Source organism: Bordetella tumbae (genome assembly GCF_965139195.1).
Classification (GTDB): domain Bacteria; phylum Pseudomonadota; class Gammaproteobacteria; order Burkholderiales; family Burkholderiaceae_B; genus Bordetella_A; species Bordetella_A tumbae.
Genome location: NZ_CBCSJH010000042.1, coordinates 1 through 18,939, shown reverse-complemented (window position 1 = coordinate 18,939; position 18,939 = coordinate 1). Strand labels below are relative to the sequence as shown.

General features: G+C 60.6%; 13 protein-coding genes. 6 read left to right on the top strand and 7 right to left on the bottom strand.

Annotation, left to right across the window (positions count from 1 at the left end; translation table 11 throughout):
- Window positions 1-6 precede the first annotated feature (6 nt).
- The 4 genes from ACNA0J_RS25985 to ACNA0J_RS25970 are packed head-to-tail and all read left to right on the top strand — an operon-like array spanning window position 7 to window position 4,427.
- A complete protein-coding gene (locus ACNA0J_RS25985; RefSeq protein WP_415821788.1) occupies window positions 7-1,710 on the top strand; it encodes an ABC transporter permease in 1,704 nt (567 codons plus the stop codon).
- 2 nt (window positions 1,711-1,712) lie between these two features.
- Entirely contained in the window at window positions 1,713-2,798 is a 1,086-nt protein-coding gene (locus tag ACNA0J_RS25980; protein ID WP_415821787.1) for an ABC transporter ATP-binding protein, read from the top strand.
- Between the two features lie 8 nt (window positions 2,799-2,806).
- Entirely contained in the window at window positions 2,807-3,748 is a 942-nt protein-coding gene (locus ACNA0J_RS25975; RefSeq protein WP_415821786.1) for a LysR family transcriptional regulator, read from the top strand.
- A 40-nt stretch (window positions 3,749-3,788) separates the two neighbouring features.
- Window positions 3,789-4,427 (top strand): histidine phosphatase family protein, encoded by a 639-nt coding sequence (locus ACNA0J_RS25970; protein ID WP_415821785.1) that lies wholly within the window; start codon window positions 3,789-3,791, stop codon window positions 4,425-4,427.
- Between the two features lie 211 nt (window positions 4,428-4,638).
- Here the strand turns inward: ACNA0J_RS25970 and ACNA0J_RS25965 are convergent, their stop codons facing one another.
- From ACNA0J_RS25965 to carA, 3 genes are all read right to left on the bottom strand, one after another.
- Window positions 4,639-5,397 carry an SDR family oxidoreductase gene (locus ACNA0J_RS25965; protein WP_415821784.1) on the bottom strand — a complete coding sequence of 253 codons (759 nt, stop codon included), beginning with the start codon at window positions 5,395-5,397 and terminating at the stop codon, window positions 4,639-4,641.
- A gap of 118 nt (window positions 5,398-5,515) precedes the next feature.
- Window positions 5,516-8,758, bottom strand: coding sequence for a carbamoyl-phosphate synthase large subunit (gene carB, locus ACNA0J_RS25960; protein ID WP_415821783.1), 3,243 nt, complete (start codon window positions 8,756-8,758; stop codon window positions 5,516-5,518).
- Between the two features lie 10 nt (window positions 8,759-8,768).
- Window positions 8,769-9,926, bottom strand: coding sequence for a glutamine-hydrolyzing carbamoyl-phosphate synthase small subunit (carA, locus tag ACNA0J_RS25955; RefSeq protein WP_415821782.1), 1,158 nt, complete (start codon window positions 9,924-9,926; stop codon window positions 8,769-8,771).
- Between the two features lie 255 nt (window positions 9,927-10,181).
- On the opposite strand from carA, the gene tal reads away from it, so the two are divergent.
- Window positions 10,182-11,135, top strand: a complete 954-nt coding sequence (tal, locus tag ACNA0J_RS25950) for a transaldolase (RefSeq protein ID WP_415821781.1) — start codon at window positions 10,182-10,184, stop codon at window positions 11,133-11,135.
- Between the two features lie 669 nt (window positions 11,136-11,804).
- On the opposite strand, the gene ACNA0J_RS25945 is transcribed toward tal, so the two are convergent.
- The 4 genes from ACNA0J_RS25945 to tkt form a co-directional block, all read right to left on the bottom strand.
- A protein-coding gene (locus tag ACNA0J_RS25945) for an IS3 family transposase (RefSeq protein ID WP_415821780.1) occupies window positions 11,805-13,168 on the bottom strand; the annotation gives its coding sequence in 2 pieces (ribosomal slippage) (window positions 11,805-12,706 and window positions 12,706-13,168; 1,365 coding nt in all).
- A 395-nt stretch (window positions 13,169-13,563) separates the two neighbouring features.
- Entirely contained in the window at window positions 13,564-14,757 is a 1,194-nt protein-coding gene (locus ACNA0J_RS25940; protein ID WP_415821779.1) for a phosphoglycerate kinase, read from the bottom strand.
- Window positions 14,758-14,763: 6 nt separating this feature from the next.
- Complete coding sequence (gene gap / locus ACNA0J_RS25935) at window positions 14,764-15,774, bottom strand: type I glyceraldehyde-3-phosphate dehydrogenase (RefSeq protein ID WP_415821778.1); 1,011 nt, start codon at window positions 15,772-15,774, stop codon at window positions 14,764-14,766.
- 15 nt (window positions 15,775-15,789) lie between these two features.
- Window positions 15,790-17,826, bottom strand: a complete 2,037-nt coding sequence (gene tkt, locus ACNA0J_RS25930) for a transketolase (protein ID WP_415821777.1) — start codon at window positions 17,824-17,826, stop codon at window positions 15,790-15,792.
- Between the two features lie 233 nt (window positions 17,827-18,059).
- Between tkt and ACNA0J_RS25925 the strand changes: the two genes are divergently transcribed.
- Entirely contained in the window at window positions 18,060-18,800 is a 741-nt protein-coding gene (locus tag ACNA0J_RS25925) for a 16S rRNA (uracil(1498)-N(3))-methyltransferase (protein WP_415821807.1), read from the top strand.
- Window positions 18,801-18,939 lie beyond the last annotated feature (139 nt).

Below are 18,939 nucleotides of genomic sequence, written 5' to 3'. Positions count from 1 at the left end.
CCATTGATGACGTTCGCGAGCCGCTCGCGCCTGCCCGCCGGTCCGCTGCTGACGGCGCTACTGGTACTGGCCTTTCTGGGCCTGTTCTTGGTGGTACCGGTGGGCACGGTGTTCTACACCGCTTTTGTCAACGCCGACGGCAGCTTCACGCTCGGGCATTTTGGCGCTTTTTTCGCCCAGCCGCTGATGCAAGAGGCTTTTTTCAATAGCCTCTATGTCGCGGGCTGGTCGGCGCTATTGGCGTCGCTCATCGCCGTGCCGTTGGCGTATTTCACTGTGCGCTTTGAGTTTCGCGGCGCCTTGCTGATTCAGACGCTCGGCGTGCTGCCTCTGATCATGCCGCCCTTTGTCGGCGCAGTGGCGATGCAATTGATCTTTGGCCGATCAGGCACAGTCAATCTATTGCTGGATGATTGGTTCGGATTCACCATCCCGTTCATGGAGGGCCTGAACGGGGTCATCTTTGTCGAGTCATTGCACTACTTTCCGTTCATCCTGATGAACCTGGTCGTCGCGTTGCGCAACATCGATGGGTCCATGGAAGAAGCCGCTTTCAACTTGGGCTCCCGTGGCTTTCGGCTGTTTCGCCGCGTGATTTTTCCACTGGCCCTGCCCGGCTACGTCGCGGGCACCTCGCTCGTGTTTGTGAAAGTCTTTGATGATCTGGGCACGCCGCTGGTGTTGGGCACCACCAATATGCTGGCGCCTCAAGCCTATTTGCGTATTACCCAAGTCGGCCTGGAAGACCCGCTGGGTTATGTGATCAGCGTCATCATGATCGGTTTTTCCATTCTGGCGCTATGGCTATCGGCGCGCGTCCTCAAAGGCAAGGACTACTCCACGCTGCAAAAAGGCGGCAGCTCGATCCAGAAACGCAAACTCAACACGGGAGAAAGCATCCTCGCCTATGGCTGGATCGCGCTGGTCCTGCTGTTGGTGCTGTCACCTCATTTCGGGGTGCTGCTGCTATCGCTCGCTACGGTATGGAGCTATGCCCCGCTGCCTGATGGCTACACCCTGGAACACTACGCCGCGATTTTTACCGAATCACACGGCATGATCACCAACACGCTGCTGTATTGCGGTCTGGCGGCAGGGGTAGACGTGATCCTGGGAACAGCGATTGCGTATCTCATGCTGCGTACGCGTCTGCCGGCCCGGCAATGGCTGGATTTTCTCGCATCTGCCGCGCTGGCTATCCCGGGCATTGTGTTGGCGATCGGCATGCTGCGTACTTTCCGCGGGCTCGAGTTTCCGTTGACGGGGACCTTGATCACATCGTCGTGGCTGCTCATCATGATCGCGTATTCGGTGCGGCGGCTGCCGTACGCGTTGCGATCATGCGTGGCGGCGCTGCAGCAAATCAATGTCTCGCTCGAGGAGGCCGCTGAGTCGCTGGGGGCAAACCGGATGAGCACCATCCGGCGTGTCGTCATACCGCTCATGGCCGGCGGCATGCTGGCGGGTTTTGTGACCAGTTTCGTCACGGCGGCGGTGGAGTTATCGGCGACCATCATGCTGGTGACCCGCGACAGCCAGGCCCCCATGAGCTATGGCATTTATCTCTACATGCAAAGCGCTGCCGGACGCGGTCCCGGCGCTGCGCTAGGCGTACTGGCCGTCATCGCGGTTGGCATCGGCACATACGTATCGCATTTGTTGGTCGAGCGCGCGTCGGCGCGCCAACGCCCTGTGCGCAATGAGGAATAACGATGAAAAAAGTCAGCGTCGAATGCCGCAATATCCGGCTGTCCTATGGCAAAACCGAAGTCCTGAAAGACGTCAATATTCACATCGAGCCGGGCGAGTTTTTCGCCTTGCTCGGTCCTTCTGGTTCAGGAAAGTCCACCCTGCTGCGCTTGATTGCCGGCTTCAATCAACAAAGCCATGGCCAACTGCTGATCGACGGCAAGGACATTGGCAACACGCCGCCGTGGGGACGCAATATCGGCATGGTGTTCCAGAACTATGCCTTGTGGCCGCACATGACCGTATGGGACAACGTCGCGTTTGGTCTGGTCGAGCGCCGCCTGCCGCGTGCCGAGATACGCAATAAAGTCGAGGCCGCACTGGAATTGGTCGGCTTGTCGCAGTACGGCAACCGCAGGCCGAATCAACTATCCGGAGGACAACAACAACGCGTCGCGCTGGCCCGCACGATAGTCATTGAGCCCCAGGTGCTGTTGCTGGACGAGCCGCTATCCAATCTGGATAAAAAGCTCCGCGTACAGATGCGCCAGGACTTGCTCAATCTGCAACGCCGCCTGGGCATCACGACCATTTTCGTGACTCATGACCAGGAAGAAGCCATGACCACAGCCGATCGCATGGCTGTTCTGGATCACGGCATCGTCCAGCAGATCGGTGCGCCAACCACATTGTTCGACTTCCCCGTCAATCGCTTCGTCGCCAACTTTGTCGGCACGATGAACGTCCTGGAGGGCACGGTGCGCGAACGCAGTCGCAGCAATCTGATACTGGCCGTACCCGGCGTCGGCGACCTGCATCTGCCTCTGACAAACGAAGCTCCCGATTCCGACAAACTCGCCGCGAGTTTTCGCCCGCACACGGTCCAGATCGACATGGCCGATGGACTGGGAGATGCACGCTACGTCTGGCTGCCAGGTGTGGTGGAAACCAGCGAATTCCTGGGCGAATTCACCCGCTATCAGGTACAGGTGGGCGATCATCGCGTTACTGCCGATCAGTCCCATCTGGCGGGCCTATCGCCCTTTCCCGTTGGGTCGCCGGTCTCGATCGGACTGGAGCCCTCTCAGATTCGCCTACTGGCGGCATAATCGCCGTCATGGAGATCTATCAAATTCGCGCCTTTGTCACGGTAGCCCGCCTGGGCAACCTGACCAAGGCTGCGGATGCCCTCTCGCTCACACAGCCCGCCGTCACAGCCCAGATCAAAGCCCTGGAGCAGAGCCTCGGCGTCGCACTGTTCGAGCGCGCCGCAGGCCGCTTGACCTTGGCCAAAGCCGGCGAGGTGTTGTTGCCGACCGCAGAATCTTTGCTGGTCCTGGGTGCTCAGCTCAAAGCCGAGGCGCAACAACTGCAAGGCAGCCTGCACGGCGCCATCGAACTGGGCGTTCCCAGCGAACAACCGGATTTTCTGCGGCTAGGTGAGCTCGCCTCGGCGGTGCGGGAACAACTGCCGCTCATCGAACTCAAGACCCTGACACTGCCCACCTCGGTCCTGCACGAACACATCAGCACCGGCCGGCTGCATGCGGCGCTCACCATCGCCGCCAATCCGCCTCGCGCCGTGCATTGGATGCCGTTACGCAGCGTCCGCTACCGGATCGCGCTCCCGTTACCGCTGGCCAACGCGCTCAAGCGCGGCGGCTGGCGCGAAGTCGCGCAGCTTCCCTGGCTGGATGGCCCGGCGGGCAGTCACGCCCATTTATTGCTGCGCGACATGTTCGAACGGCATGGTCTGGCCCCGCGCATCGTCATGCAGCACGACGACCAGGCCAACCTGGATGCACTGGTCCGAGCCGGTGCCGGCTGCGCCCTGCTCCGGGAGGAAACCGCCCTCGCGGGTGCTGCCGGCGGAGATTTCATCGTCTGGGGGCAGGCTCGCGCCGACGCCACATTGGGATTCATGATGCCCCACGAACGCGCCAGCGAACCCGTCCTGGTCGCGTTGAGCTCCCTCATGCAGAAAATCTGGAAATCGCGGCGACTGCCTATGGAACCCGAGGCTACGGCCGAGCAAACCACCAACCGGGTTACCCTATAGCCTACCGCCCATTCCGGGCCTATCCTTCACCACCACTCGCATGACTGAAATCTGGTTTATTCGCCACGGCGAAACCTCCTGGAACCGCGAAGGCCGCCTGCAAGGCTGGCAAGACATCGAACTCAACCCTAGCGGGCGCGAACAGGCAGCCCAATTGGCCGCACGCATCGCTACTGTCGAACAGACCTTCGACGCGCTCTACAGCAGCGATTTGCAGCGCGCCTACGCCACCGCCGAGCCCATCTCCGCCGGCTTGGGCCTGCGCATACGCACAGAACCCGGCATCCGCGAACGCGGCTTTGGCGTCCTGGAAGGCCTAGACCTGGGACGCATCGACGAACTCGCGCCCGAAGCCGCGGCCGCCCGCAAAAGCCGCGACCCGCACCGCCCCATCGAAGGCGGCGAATCCCTGGGCCAATTCCAAGCCCGCGTCATCGCCACCGTCAACGATCTCGCGCAACGCCACGCCAACGAACGCATCCTCGCCGTCACACACGGCGGCGTGCTGGACATCATCTGGCGCCACGCCTCCAGCGTGGCCCTGGACGGCCCGCGTCCCGTGCCATTACTCAACGCCAGCATCAACCGCATCGGCATCGAGGGACGCCAATGGCACGTCCTGGAATGGGCAGACATCGCCCACCTGGACATGGAATCAACAAGCGACATCGTGCCATAACGGCCACCACCCCAGCGATCGGCAACGATTGACACCCTTGATGCGCAACGTTTGATACCCGTAATGCGCAACCTTTGATACCCGTAACACGCAACGTTTGACACTCGCGCGGACCGCTTGACCCGTAACGCGCGGCTTNCAGGCACCCGCCAGGGACGTCCCCCAAAGCGCTGATCTCCGCCAGCAAACGACCAATAGCGCCCAACATCAATCAGCGCCGGGGCTTCCGCGGCGCATTGCGCGCCGCGCGATCGTAGATCCAATTCGGCAGCAGGCGCATTAGCTTTGACACAACGCCCATTTGCCAAGGGATGACGGTATACGACACCCCGCGTTCGATAGCCACTTGAGCACGAGCGGCAAACGCATCGGCTTCCATCAAGAACGGCATACCGTATGGGTTCTTCTCGGTCATGGCGGTTTTTACGTAGCCTGGCGCAATCGTGACCACATCGACCCCAGCACTCGCGAGCTCCAGCCGCAGGCTTTCACAATAGGTGATCACCGCGGCTTTAGATGAACTGTAGGCACCCGCGCCAGGCAAGCCTCGAATCCCCGCTACGCTGGCAATACCGACAAGCCGGCCGTTCTGCGCCCGCTTCATCGATTCGATAAACGGCTCGAACGTAGCGACAGTAGCCAGCAGATTCGTATCGACGATGGCTTTGAAAACGTCGAAGTCTTCCGTGTACTCAGTCAGTGTCCCCGCGCTGATTCCCGCACTGGCAATGACGACATCGACTCGCCCCTCATTCGCCGCCAAAAAATCCTGGGCGGCAGCATGCAAAGCATCGCGGTCGCGCACATCCAGCGCATAGCAAAGGTGTTCTCCCGGTAACTCATCGGCCAACTCACGCAGCGCCTGGCCACGTCGCGCGACCAAGCCGAGCCGTGCGCCCGAACGGGCATAACGCCACGCCAAGGCCCGGCCTAGACCACTGGAAGCACCCGTAATAAAAACCGCTGTCATGGCAACTCGCAAGATCGACCCAAACACGGGCCAGGAGGATATTCGTCAATGATAGTAGAGCCAGAAATAAAAACAGGCCCATACAGGGCCTGTTTTTACCGCAGCGCGACGGATGAGCTTATTGCTGAGGCAAACTGGCGTGCAGTTCCTGCAGCGGATACACCTGCAGGCCGAGGCCTTGGCGCAGGTATTGCATACCCTCGACCGCGGCACGAGCACCGGCGATCGTCGTAAAGAACGTCACGCGAGCGGCCAGCGACTGCGTACGGATCGTACGAGAGTCGGCGATCGCATTGCGGCGTTCTTCGACGGTATTGATCACCAGCGAGATCTCGCCGTTCTTGACCATATCCACGATATGCGGACGGCCTTCGGTGACCTTGTTGACCATTTGCACCGGAATGCCGGCAGCGGAAATCTGCGCGGCAGTTCCGCGGGTCGCCACGAGCTTGAAGCCCAAGTTGTGCAAACCACGCGCGACTTCGACGGCGCGGGCTTTGTCCTGGTCTTTCACGCTGATAAAGACAGTGCCGTTTTCGGGCAAACGCACACCGGCTGCAAGCTGCGATTTGACGAAAGCCTCGCCAAAGCTCATGCCCACACCCATGACCTCGCCGGTCGATTTCATTTCCGGTCCCAGAATGGTGTCCACACCCGGGAATTTCACGAACGGGAACACAGCTTCTTTGACGGAGTAATACGGCGGCACGACTTCGCGCGTGATGCCTTGGTCGGCCAGCGTACGCCCTGCCATGGCGCGAGCCGCGATCTTGGCAAGCTGCAGGCCGGTGGCCTTGGACACGTAAGGCACCGTACGCGATGCGCGCGGGTTGACTTCGAGCACGTAGACGTCGCCGCCCTGGATCGCAAACTGCACATTCATCAGGCCGCTGACGTTCAGCGCACGCGCCATCATCGAGGTCTGGCGCTTGATCTCGGCAATGATCTCAGGCGATAGCGAGTACGGCGGCAGGCTGCAGGCGGAGTCGCCCGAGTGCACGCCGGCTTGCTCGATGTGTTCCATGACGCCGCCGATGAACACGGTTTCGCCGTCGGCCAGGCAGTCCACGTCGACTTCGGTCGCATCGTTCAGGAAGCGATCGAGCAGCACGGGTGAATCGTTGCTGACCTTGACCGCCTCGCGCATATAGCGCTCGAGATCCTGCTGCTCGTGCACGATTTCCATGGCGCGGCCGCCCAGCACATAGCTGGGACGCACCACCAAGGGATAACCGATCTCGGCGGCATGGGCGAGCGCCTCGCCTTCGGTACGAGCGGTACGGTTGGGCGGCTGACGCAGGCCGAGCTTGTTCAGCAGCTTCTGGAAACGCTCGCGGTCCTCGGCGACGTCGATGGACTCGGGGCTGGTGCCGATGATGGGCACGCCATTGGCCTCGAGCGCACGCGCGAGTTTCAACGGGGTCTGACCGCCATACTGCACGATCATGCCGACAGGGTTTTCCTTGTGCACGATTTCCAATACGTCTTCGAGCGTCAACGGCTCGAAATACAGACGATCGGACGTGTCGTAGTCAGTGGACACGGTTTCAGGGTTGCAGTTGACCATGATGGTTTCGTAACCATCTTCGCGCAACGCCAATGCCGCATGCACGCAGCAATAGTCGAACTCGATACCCTGACCGATACGGTTCGGGCCGCCACCCAGCACGATGATCTTTTTGCGATCGGTCGGCTGCGCCTCGCACTCGTCTTCGTACGTGGAGTACATGTAGGCAGTACGCGTGGCGAACTCGGCAGCGCAGGTGTCTACGCGCTTGTAGACCGGGCGCACATTCAACTGATGACGCAGTTTGCGGATCTCGGACTCAACGGAATCCAACAGGAACGCCAGGCGGCGATCCGAGAAACCCATGCGCTTGAGGTGCCACAGCGTGTCGTAGTCCAGATCGGCCAGCGTCTTTTGCTCGAGCGCGAGCTCGATGTCGACGATTTCCTTGATCTGCGACAGGAACCACGGATCGATGTGCGTGATCTGGTGGACTTCTTCCAGGGTGAAGCCTTGTGCGAACGCATCGCCCACGTACCAAATACGCTCGGGGCCCGGCTCGCCCAACTCGATCTGCAGTTTTTCGCGATCGGTGGTTTTCTGGTTCAGGCCGTCGACACCGACCTCCAGGCCGCGCAGAGCCTTTTGGAAGGACTCTTTGAACGTGCGGCCGATGGCCATGACTTCGCCCACAGACTTCATCTGGGTGGTCAAGCGGGAATCGGCCTGCGGGAATTTTTCGAACGCGAAACGCGGCACCTTGGTGACGACGTAGTCGATGGACGGTTCGAACGAAGCCGGCGTAGCGCCGCCGGTGATTTCGTTGCGCAACTCATCCAGGGTATAGCCCACGGCCAGGCGCGCGGCGACCTTGGCGATAGGGAAACCGGTGGCCTTCGAGGCCAGTGCCGACGAACGCGATACGCGCGGGTTCATCTCGATGACAATCATCCGGCCATTGTCCGGATTGACCGCAAACTGCACATTCGAACCGCCGGTATCCACACCGATCTCGCGCAGCACCGCGATGGATGCGTTACGCATGATCTGGTATTCCTTGTCGGTCAGCGTCTGAGCAGGCGCCACCGTGATGGAATCACCGGTGTGTACCCCCATGGGGTCCAGGTTTTCGATCGAGCAAACGATGATGCAGTTGTCGGCTTTGTCGCGCACGACTTCCATCTCGAACTCTTTCCATCCCAGCAGGGATTCTTCGATCAGGAGTTCGCTGGTCGGCGAGGCCTCAAGGCCGCGACGGCAGATGGTTTCGAATTCTTCGGCGTTGTAGGCGATACCGCCGCCCGAGCCGCCCATGGTGAAGCTAGGGCGAATCACGGCCGGGAAACCCGACGTGCCGGTTTCGCTGGCGATGCGGCGCTGGACTTCCCAGGCCTCATCCATGCTGTGCGCCACGCCCGATTTGGCCGACTCCAGACCGATATCGGTCATGGCCTGCTTGAATTTCTGGCGGTCTTCGGCCTTTTCGATGGCGTGTTCGTTGGCGCCGATCAGCTCGACGTTGTGCTTTTGCAGCACGCCCTGACGGGCCAGATCCAACGCGCAGTTCAATGCAGTCTGACCGCCCATCGTGGGCAGCAGCGCATCGGGTTTTTCGCGTTCGATGATTTTTTCCACGGCCTGCCAGGTGATGGGCTCGATGTAGGTCACATCGGCCGTTTCCGGGTCGGTCATGATGGTGGCGGGGTTACTGTTCACCAAAATGGTGCGGTAACCCTCGGCCTTGAGCGCCTTGCACGCCTGGGCGCCGGAATAGTCGAACTCGCATGCCTGCCCGATGATGATGGGGCCGGCACCGATGATGAGAATGCTTTTTAGGTCTGTACGCTTGGGCATAATGCGGTATTTATTTCTTCTGGCCGGCCATCAGGCTGATGAATTTGTCGAACAGCACGATAATGTCGTGCGGGCCCGGGCTGGCCTCGGGGTGGCCCTGGAAGCAGAAAGCAGGACGATCGGTCAGCTCAAAACCCTGCAAGGTGCCATCAAACAACGACACGTGCGTCGTGCGGGTATTGGCCGGCAAGGTCGCCGCATCCACACCAAAGCCGTGGTTTTGGCTGGTGATGAACACGCGCTTGGATTGCAGGTCCTGCACGGGGTGGTTCGCGCCATGGTGGCCGGTCTTCATCTTGACTGTCTTGCCGCCAACAGCCAGGCCCATGATCTGGTGGCCCAGGCAGATACCGAACGTCGGGATCTTGCGTTCGAGGAACACACGGGTCGCCTCGATTGCATAGTCGCAAGGCTCTGGGTCGCCAGGGCCGTTGGCCAGGAACACGCCGTCCGGATTGAGTTTGAGCACGTCTTCGGCAGACGTCTGGGCCGGCACCAGCGTAATACGGCAGCCACGGTCGGCCATCAGGCGCAAGATGTTGTATTTCACGCCGAAGTCGTACGCGACCACGTGAAAGCGGTCTTGGGCGGGCGACGTGAAGCTCTCGCCCAATTGCCAGGTACCTTGTTTCCAGTCGAGCGAGTCTTTGACGGAAACGACCTTGGCCAGGTCTTGGCCGGCCATGCCGGGAAAGCCTCGAGCCAATTCGACGGCGCGATCGGCATCGTCGCCGACCAGGATACAAGCACCCTGAGCGCCGCCGTCACGCAAAATACGCGTGAGTTTGCGCGTGTCCACACCGGAAATCGCAACCACTCCCTGGGCAGCCAGGTAGTCGGGCAACGATTGCGTCGCACGGAAATTCGAGACGCGCGACGGGCAGTCACGCACCACCAGGCCAGACGCCAGGACGCGAGAGGTTTCGACGTCCTCGGCATTGACGCCGGTATTGCCTATATGCGGATAAGTCAGTGTGACGATCTGGCCGTTGTAGCTAGGATCGGTCAAAATTTCCTGGTAGCCTGTCATGGCCGTGTTGAACACGACCTCGGCGACTGTGTGACCCGGCGCGCCGATGGACACGCCTCGGAAAATGGTACCGTCCGCCAAAGCTAGAATTGCAGGAGGGAAGCGATCAGCGCCCTCGGGAAAAAGTTGCGGCAGCACAGTAAACCCCGGTTTCAGAATCGATAATCAAACCTTGTAATTATACCCTCTCGGGCCATTTTTCCCCGAAAACCGCGCCAATTAAGGCCGGGAGCCGTATTTTCGGCTGAGGAACCTCCACAAAATGTAATAAATGCTCCGTCAGGGCGGAGAGCCGAAAACGCAGCTTGGCGGTACTTTTTGTCAAAAAAAGGGGCTGCGCGTAGTGATACCCTAGGCCTTTATCGTCAACCTTTGCCTACGCCGACCCGTCCCATGTCTAGCCAGCTTGAAGCTTTACGCAGTCACACCACGGTTGTTGCCGATACCGGCGATTTCGAAGCCATGCGGGCATTACGCCCGACTGATGCCACGACCAATCCTTCGCTGATCCTGAAGGCCGTCCAGAAAGACGCCTATCGGCCGTTGTTGCAACAGGTTGTCCAAGAACATCGAGGCGCGTCTGCGGCCGAACAGACGGATCGATTGCTGGTCGCCTTTGGCCGTGAGATTCTGAAAATCGTACCGGGCCGGGTATCGACCGAAGTCGACGCCCGCTTGTCGTTCGACACCCGCGCCACGATCGAGCGGGGCCGTGGCCTGATCGCGCTCTATGAGGCGGCCGGCATTGCGCGCGAACGCGTGCTGATCAAGATCGCCTCCACCTGGGAAGGCATCCAGGCCGCCCGCGCGCTGCAAGCCGACGGCATCCGCTGCAACCTGACGCTGTTGTTCTCTCTGCCGCAAGCCATGGCATGCGCCGACGCAGGCGCGCAATTGATCTCGCCGTTTGTGGGCCGTATCTACGACTGGTACAAGAAATCCGCCGGCGCCGACTGGGTCGAGTCCGAACGTGCCGGGGAAAATGATCCCGGCGTGCAGTCCGTCACCGAGATCTACCGTTATTACAAGCGTCACGGCATCGCGACCGAGATCATGGGAGCGAGCTTTCGCAATGCCGGCCAGATCCGGGCCTTGGCCGGTTGCGATCTGCTGACCATCAGTCCGGAATTGCTCACCGAGTTGGATCAGACCGAAGGCGATGTGCCCGCGCGCTTGAGCATCGACAATATAGGTACGGACGTCCCCGCGCACCGTACGGCTGACGAGATCTGGTTCCGCACCGAGTTGAACGCAAATGCGATGGCGACGGAAAAACTGGCCGAGGGGATTCGTTTGTTCTCGGCCGATGCGGTCAAACTCGACGCTTTGCTCGCCGCTGCCAATTAGTCGGGTCTGAATCGACCCTGTTTTGATCGTTCAGGTTTGCAGTTGTGGGCAGGGCGGGGATCGAGTTCTATTGGGCGTCGAAGCGGGGCAGTGACCGTGTTGGTGCTTCACGGAGTCGGTCGGCCGCCTTCGCGTCCGACTGCCGCATCGCTCGTCTCGTACGGCCCCTTCGGGCCTTCCTNCGACTTCCGCTCGCGCGACTCCGAGGCGCGCCAACACGGTCACTGCCCCGCTTCGACTCGCATCGTCTCTGATTCCCTCGTGGCTGGCACGAGCGGTCTACGTAGGCTTCGTAGGATCGGATTTTTGCAAGGATGAATATTTTGCAGGGCGGCTATGCATAGGCGCCTACGGGCGCGCCTATGCATAGCGTTCGTGATCTGCATGCGACGGCTTTGGCGTTGGCGATGAACAGAAGATCTCTCGATCGACGATTTTTCATAGGCCAGCAGAAGATCTTTCGAACAACGTTTTCTCATAAATCAGCAGACGATTGTCCGCCCCACAGTTTCGCGATATCCAAAAATGTGCGACGCTTCTTCGCATGCAACAACTCTAGCCANGCAGATCTTCCAACCAAGCACCACGCCACCCCGTTGCATGCCCGGACCGATAGCGATTCGCGTGTGTGCAGTGAACTGACCCCCAGAAGTTGGACAGTTTAGAACACTAAACACCCAAGGCCTGGGCCCGATATTGCACCGGGCTCATGCCTTGTAGTTTGAGCCGGATGCGTTGGTGATTGTAGTAGTGGATGAACTGGCCAATGGCTTTCTTTAACTGGTCGATGCTGTCGTAGCGGTTTAGGTAGAAGCACTCGGTCTTGAGTGTGGCGAACCAGCTCTCCATGGCGGCGTTGTCCAGGCAGTTGGCCTTGCGCGACATGCTCTGCACCAAGCCGTGCTCGGCCAGCATGCGTCGGTAACTGGATTGTTGATACTGCCAGCCTTGGTCCGAGTGCAAGAGCGGCTGCTCGCCCGGTGACAGGCGGCGTATGGCCTTCTGGAACATGCTCCGCACCAGCCCACCGAACAACGGGCTCGTGCTGGTCTCGTAGGCCACGATCTCGCCGTTGTACAAGTCCATCACCGGCGACAGATACAGCTTCCGGCCACGTACATTGAACTCGGTCACGTCGGTGACCCATTTCTGGTTGGGCCGCTCGGCCTCGAACTGGCGTGCCAGCAGGTTCGGCGCCACACGGCCCTCCTCACCCCGGTACGAACGATATTTCTTCGGGCGTACCAAAGATTTCAGCCCCATCGTCTGCATCAGCTTCTGCACCGTCTTGTGGTTCACGCACTCACCGGCCTGGCGCAGCGTAGCCGTGATGCGCCGGTAGCCGTAGCGGCCCTTGTGGCGTGCATAGACGGCATTGATCCTGGCCTTGAGCCCAGCAAACTTGTCTGCCACGCCCTGCGCCTTCAAGTGGTAGTAGAACGTGCTGCGCGAGAGCCCTGCAACGGCTAACAGCACACCTACGCGATGTTCTTGCCTCAACCCAGCGATCAACTGCGCTTTTTCTGCGCTGCCGCTCTCTTTTGCTGGATCAAGGCATCGAGCTTTTTTAGATACGCGTTCTCCGCTCGGAGGTACTCATTTTCTTTGAGCACCTCCTCAAGCGTTTTCTGTTCTTGGACTGCGGGCTCTAACGGCTTCTGTTTCGGTGGGTGATCTGACATGGCTTTACATCCGCTCCGACGGCGCTCAAGGGCTTGGTTTCCACCCTCATGATACTGCCGCTCCCACCGACCAATGCGGCACTCCGAACGAATATCAAATGCTATTGCTGTCTGCGTCTGAGACCAGCCCTCACGCCACATCCGCTTGAGCACCTTCAGCTTGAACGCGGCGTCGTAGCTCTCTCTCTTGTACCGCAACCCTGACATGCCGTGCGCTTGATAGCGCATGACCCATCTGCGCACGGCGGAATGGTATAAACCATACTCAGCGGCCAACGACTTGATCCCGCCTGAACCTGATAGATACCGCTTGACTACCTTGAGCTTGAATCGCTCATCGTACTGCGCCATATAAAAACCCCCGAAGGTTGGATTTTTGTCCAACTTCTGGGGGTCAGTTCACAGGGCACNCGCGAATCGCAGCCCTGCAAGATCTTTCTCTTTACNATCAGNGCANCANAAAAACGCCAAGCAAGAGACTCGTGCCAGCGGTGTGATGAGCTTGANTTACTGCGAGTCGAGCCGAGGCAATCGGCCCGGCCGGGCGCCTCAAAGTCGAGCGAGCAGCCACCGNAGGTAGCGCGAAGGCGCGGACNNNGCGCCGGACCGACTTTGTGAAGCCCGGCCGGGCCGATTGCCTCGGCTCGACGACCAACAGAACACTGAACACCGATCAACAAAAAAATGCCAAGCACTTCACATGCCTGGCATTTCTCCAGCTAACAACAGCGACAACCCATCGACAATCAGGCAGCCCGTTCCTCGAGGATAGCCACAGCCGGCAAGGATTTGCCTTCCAGGAATTCCAGGAACGCACCACCACCGGTGGAGATATACCCGACCTTGTCAGCGATCGCATATTTGGCGATGGCTGCCAGCGTGTCACCGCCACCTGCGATCGAAAACGCCGGTGATTCGGCAATCGCTTTGGCGAGGACTTCGGTGCCGTTGGCAAACGCATCGAACTCGAACACACCCACGGGGCCGTTCCAGACAATGGTGCCTGCCTGCTGCAGAATGCCAGCCAGACGCTGTGCAGTCTGCGGGCCGATGTCCAGAATCAGATCATCGTCCTCAACCGCATCAGCTGCCTTGACGGTGGCTTCGGCATCGGCAGAAAACGACTTGGCGCACACCACATCCGTCGGGATGGGGACTTCCGCGCCGCGCTTTTTCATGATGTCGATCACGGCACGGGCCTGTTCGACCTGATCGGGTTCGGCCAAAGATTTACCAATGGACAAACCAGCCGCCAGCATGAAGGTATTGGCGATACCACCGCCCACCACCAACTGGTCGACCTTGTCGGCCAGCGATTGCAGGATGGAGAGCTTGGTAGAGACTTTGGAACCGCCGACGATGGCCACCAGCGGACGCTTGGGATCGTGCAGCGCACGGCCCAGGGCGTCCAGCTCAGCCTCGAGCAACGGCCCCGCGCATGCGATCGGCGCAAAGCGCGCGATACCGTGCGTGGTGGCCTCGGCACGGTGTGCTGTCCCGAAAGCATCGTTGACGTAGACATCGCACAATGCCGCCATCTTGCGCGACAAGGTTTCGTCGTTTTTCTTTTCGCCGGGATTGACGCGGCAGTTTTCCAGCAGCACGACCTGGCCCGGATTGACGGTCACGCCGTCGACCCAGTCTTTGACCAACTGCACGGGCATGCCCAGCAGTTGCGACAAACGCTGGCCCACACGGGCCAGCGAGTCGGCGTCGGTCAGTACACCCTCGGTGGGGCGCCCCAGGTGCGAGGTCACCATGACAGCGGCACCGCTATCGAGTGCCAGGCGGATGCCCGGCACCGAAGCGCGGATGCGCGTGTCTTCGCTGATCTGGCCCGCGTCGTCAAACGGCACGTTCAGATCGGCACGGATGAACACCCGCTTGCCATGCAGCGCGCCAGCCTTGGCCAGCGCGGACAGGGTATTGACCTTGGCCATGGCGGATTACTTGGCCGACATCAGCGCGACAGTGGTGTCGAGCATGCGGTTCGAGAAGCCCCACTCGTTGTCGTACCACGACGAGACCTTGACCAGCTTGCCCGAGACCTTGGTCAACGTGGAATCGTAGGTGCTGGAAGCCGGGTTGTGGTTGAAGTCGACCGAGACGAGAGGCTCGGTGTTGTAGTTCAGGATGCCTTTGAGCTCGCCTTCGGAGGCAGCCTTGAGGATGCTGTTGACTTCGTCAACGGTAGTGTCGCGCTTGGCTACGAACGACAAGTCAACGAGGGATACGTTGATGGTCGGCACGCGAATAGCGAAGCCGTCGAGCTTGCCATTCAACTCGGGCAATACCAGGCCCACAGCAGCAGCAGCGCCGGTCTTGGTGGGGATCATGCTCATGGTGGCCGAACGGGCGCGGCGCAGGTCTTCGTGATAGACGTCGGTCAGGACTTGATCGTTGGTGTACGAGTGCACCGTGGTCATCAGGCCGCTTTCCAGGCCCAGGGCGTCGTGCAGCGGCTTGACCAGCGGGGCTAGGCAGTTGGTGGTGCACGAAGCGTTCGAGATGACGGTGTCGGTGGCTTTCAGCACGCCGTGGTTCACGCCATACACAATGGTCGCGTCCACGTCTTTGCCGCCGGGGGCCGAGATGATGACTTTCTTGGCGCCGCCTTTCAGGTGCGCACTGGCTTTTTCTTTCGAGGTGAAAAAGCCCGTGCATTCCATCACGACGTCGACTTTCAGCTCGCCCCAGGGCAATTCGGCCGGGTTGCGATTAGCCAAGACGCGGATCTTGTCGCCATTGACGATCATGTAATCGCCTTCGACCTCGACGGTGCCGGGGAACTTGCCGTGGGCGGTGTCGTAGCGCGTCAGGTGCGCGTTGGTCTTGGGGTCACCCAGGTCGTTGATGGCAACGATCTCGATGTCGTGTTTTTTACCGCCCTCGTAGTGGGCACGCAGGACGTTGCGGCCGATGCGGCCGTATCCGTTAATGGCGACGCGAATGGTCATGACTAAGAGCTCCTTTTACAAAACTTGCTTGACAGTCTCGGCTACCTTGTCGGCAGTCAGACCGAAGAACTTGAACAAGGCTCCCGCAGGTGCGGATTCGCCGTAACGGTCGATACCGACCACGGCGCCCTCCAGACCCACGTATTTGTGCCACAGCGCCGTGGTGCCCGCCTCGACGGCGACGCGCGGCAATCCCGGCGGCAATACGCTGCGTTTCCACTCGGCATCCTGACGGTCGAACACGTCAGTGCTGGGCATGGACACCACACGTACCGCGATCCCCTGTGCGGCCAACTGCTCTTGTGCAGCCAGCGCGATAGCGACCTCGGAGCCCGTGGCGATGATAACGGCACGCGCGCCCTCTGCGTCTCGCAGAACGTAACCACCGCGGACAATCGCTTTCAGCGTGTCAGCGTCGCGCGGGACGAAAGGCAGGTTTTGGCGCGACAGCAGCAATGCGGTCGGACCGCCATCGTGCACGTCCATGCCGATGCTGGCCGGACTCGACACGGCAGTAGCCCAGGCCACGGCCGTCTCGACGGTATCGCAGGGACGCCATACCGATAGATTCGGTATCAAACGCAGGCTGGAGGCGTGCTCGATGGATTGGTGCGTGGGGCCGTCTTCGCCCAGGCCGATGGAGTCGTGCGTGAACACGTGCACCACACGTTGTTTCATCAACGCGGCCATGCGGATGGCATTGCGCGAGTAATCGGAGAAGGTCAGGAACGTGCCGCCGAACGGCAGGTAACCGCCATGCAGCGCAATACCGTTCATGATGGCGGACATGCCGAACTCACGCACGCCGTAGTTGATGTGACGGCCAAACTGAATGCCCTGCTCGCCGGCACGCACCGGTGCAACGCCCTTCCAGTCGGTGTAGTTCGAGCCCGTCAGGTCGGCCGAGCCGCCCAGCAGTTCGGGCAATGCAGCAGCCAGTGCCGCGATTGCGAACTGAGAGGCTTTGCGGGTAGCGACCGTCTCGGCTTTTTCGTCGGTGGCCTGGATGAAGGCCTGAAGTTTTTCGGTGATGTCTGCGGGGAGCTCGCCCTTCATGCGGCGGGTGAACTCAGCCGCCTCTGCGGGGTATTTTGCCGCGTAGGCATCAAAGCCGGTTTGCCACGCAGTTTGCGCCTCGGCGCCAGCCTGGCGGGCATCCCAGCCCTCGCGCACGGCCTGCGGCAGCTCGAACGGCGCAGCCGTCCAGCCCAACGCCGCACGCGTCGCTGCGATTTCTTCGGCGCCCAACGGTGCGCCATGCACATTGTGCGTGCCCGCCATCGTGGGCGCGCCCTTGCCGATGATGGTGCGGCAAATGATCAGCGAGGGCTTGTCAGACTGTGCGCGCGCCTGGGCAATCGCGGCATCGACGGCAGCCACATCATGGCCATCGACGCCACGGATGACGTTCCAGCCATAGCCCTCGAAACGCTTGCCGGTATCGTCGCCAAACCAGTGTTCGACATGACCGTCGATGGAAATGCCATTGTCGTCGTACAGCACGACGAGCTTGGAGAGCTTCAGTGTGCCGGCCAAGGAACAAGCCTCGTGCGAAATGCCTTCCATCAGGCAACCGTCGCCCACGAATGCGTAGGTGTAGTGATCTACGATCGGCAGGCCGGGCTTGTTGAACTCGGCGGCCAGCAGCGCCTCGGCCAGCGCCATGCCCACGGCATTGGCCACGCCCTGGCCCAAGGGACCGGTGGTGGTCTCGACGCCCGGGGTGATACCGACCTCGGGGTGGCCCGGCGTGCGGGAATGCAATTGACGGAATTGTTTCAATTCCTCGATCGGCAGATCGTAGCCGCTCAGATGCAGCAGCGCGTAGATCAACATCGAGCCGTGGCCATTGGACAGCACGAAGCGGTCGCGGTTGGCCCATGCCGGATCGGCCGGATTGTGCCGCAAATGGCCCAGCCACAGCGCCTGGGCTATTTCTGCCATCCCCATCGGTGCGCCGGGGTGTCCCGAATTTGCTTGTTGGACAGCATCCATGGCTAGAACGCGAATGGCGTCGGCCAGGGCCAAGGGTTGGGCAGTGGATGGGCTCATGCGGAAAAGGCTCGTAGGCTCTGGCCAGTCAAAAAATGGGGCCAGGTGACAGGAATTGTGAAGCTTACGATTTTAGCATCCGGGGATACCCCGATGTGGAGCCGAGCCGAACCCTGGATTTCGCCTGGCCGTCGAGCGGCTGGACAGAGCCCCCAACCATCGCGTGATCAGAGTGGTAGGCTACACACTTGCTCGCTCGTCCGTGCCTTACGCGCCTTTTTACCTCTACCGCCATGCCGTTGCCGCGCTTTTTCTGCGATACCCCGCTTTCCCCGGGCGTCCGCCTGACTCTGCCCGATGCGTTGGCGCATCACGCCGTACGCGTGCTGCGTCTGCGAGATGGCGAGCCTATTGTGCTCTTTAACGGCCAGGGCGGAGAGTATCCCGCGACGCTCGGCGTCGACGGCAAATCGGCCTGGGCGCAATTGGGCGATCATGACCCTCGCGAGGCCGAGTTGGCGGGCAGCATCACGCTGGTGCAGGGCTTGCCTTCAGGCGACAAAATGGACTGGGTGATAGAAAAAGCCGTCGAACTCGGCGCAAGCCGTGTCATACCCATTGCCGCGCAACGCAGCGTGTTGCAACTCAGCGGTGCTCGGCTGGAAAAGCGTGTGGCACATTGGACTCGCATCGCTCAATCCGCCGCGGAACAGTGTGGGCGCAATCGGCTCATGGCCGTCGATGCTCCGATGGGATTACGTGAATGGCTGGAACAACCAGGCACTGGCTTGCGTGTGCTCTGCCATCCGGATGCTATTGCGACATTGGCCGATGTCCTCACCGCGTCGGCTGAGCGCGAACCGCTGCAATCGCTCAGCCTGCTCGTTGGGCCGGAAGGCGGGTGGTCAGAGGCCGAACTGGCTCTGGCTGCTCAATGTGGCGTCCAGTCTGTGCGTTTCGGGCCACGTGTGTTGCGTACCGAAACGGCAGGGCTCGCCTTGATCTCGGCGGTGACGGCGATGCTCGGTTGGTAATGCGGCGGGGAGTGTTGGAATTATTCGTCGTAGGAGTTCTTTAGCGCCAGGGGCCATCATGCCACTACTGTGAGTCCCAGCCGGGTGCCTGNAAGCCGCACCGGGCCGTTGAGCNGCGATTNAGCCCGCGAAGCGGGCC

Coding starts and splice junctions, on each gene's coding strand:
- ACNA0J_RS25940 (WP_415821779.1), bottom strand. CDS start 14,757: ATGGCCAAGGTCAATACCCTGTCCGCGCTGGCCAAGGCTGGCGCGCTG.
- ACNA0J_RS25975 (WP_415821786.1), top strand. CDS start 2,807: ATGGAGATCTATCAAATTCGCGCCTTTGTCACGGTAGCCCGCCTGGGC.
- ACNA0J_RS25925 (WP_415821807.1), top strand. CDS start 18,060: ATGCCGTTGCCGCGCTTTTTCTGCGATACCCCGCTTTCCCCGGGCGTC.
- tal (WP_415821781.1), top strand. CDS start 10,182: ATGTCTAGCCAGCTTGAAGCTTTACGCAGTCACACCACGGTTGTTGCC.
- ACNA0J_RS25965 (WP_415821784.1), bottom strand. CDS start 5,397: ATGACAGCGGTTTTTATTACGGGTGCTTCCAGTGGTCTAGGCCGGGCC.
- tkt (WP_415821777.1), bottom strand. CDS start 17,826: ATGAGCCCATCCACTGCCCAACCCTTGGCCCTGGCCGACGCCATTCGC.
- ACNA0J_RS25985 (WP_415821788.1), top strand. CDS start 7: ATGACGTTCGCGAGCCGCTCGCGCCTGCCCGCCGGTCCGCTGCTGACG.
- gap (WP_415821778.1), bottom strand. CDS start 15,774: ATGACCATTCGCGTCGCCATTAACGGATACGGCCGCATCGGCCGCAAC.
- carB (WP_415821783.1), bottom strand. CDS start 8,758: ATGCCCAAGCGTACAGACCTAAAAAGCATTCTCATCATCGGTGCCGGC.
- ACNA0J_RS25970 (WP_415821785.1), top strand. CDS start 3,789: ATGACTGAAATCTGGTTTATTCGCCACGGCGAAACCTCCTGGAACCGC.
- ACNA0J_RS25980 (WP_415821787.1), top strand. CDS start 1,713: ATGAAAAAAGTCAGCGTCGAATGCCGCAATATCCGGCTGTCCTATGGC.